Raw genomic sequence first — 601 nt, forward strand, 5'->3', positions numbered from 1 at the left:
ATTATGCAGTTACTTTAGCAACTACACCAGCACCAACTGTACGACCGCCTTCACGGATCGCAAAACGTAGACCTGGGTCCATTGCGATTGGGTGGATAAGCTCTACTGACATTTCAACGTTGTCACCAGGCATTACCATTTCCACGCCTTCTTTAAGCGAGATCGCACCAGTTACGTCCGTAGTACGGAAGTAGAACTGTGGACGGTAGCCGTTAAGGAATGGAGTATGACGACCACCTTCTTCTTTAGAAAGTACGTATACTTCAGCGTCGAATTTAGTATGCGGTTTGATTGCACCTGGTTTAGCAAGTACTTGACCACGTTGAACGTCTTCACGTTTAGTACCACGTAGAAGAACACCACAGTTCTCGCCCGCACGACCTTCGTCAAGAAGTTTACGGAACATTTCCACGCCAGTTACAGTTGTTTTAACTGTATCTTTGATACCAACGATTTCAACTTCTTCGCCTACTTTAACGATACCAGTCTCAACACGGCCAGTTACTACTGTACCACGACCTGAGATTGAGAATACGTCTTCGATTGGCATAAGGAATGGAAGATCGATAGCACGTTCTGGCTCTGGAATGTACGTGTCAAG

1 protein-coding gene is annotated in these 601 nt (G+C 45.9%); it reads right to left on the minus strand.

All coding sequences use genetic code 11. From position 1 onward, the window contains the following. Nucleotide 1: 1 nt before the first annotated feature. A partial coding sequence (locus D9K81_RS18240) for an EF-Tu C-terminal domain-related protein (RefSeq protein ID WP_265091324.1) occupies nucleotides 2-601 on the minus strand: 600 nt, incomplete at its 5' end.

Source organism: Acinetobacter chengduensis, from assembly GCF_003664645.1.
GTDB lineage: Bacteria > Pseudomonadota > Gammaproteobacteria > Pseudomonadales > Moraxellaceae > Acinetobacter > Acinetobacter chengduensis.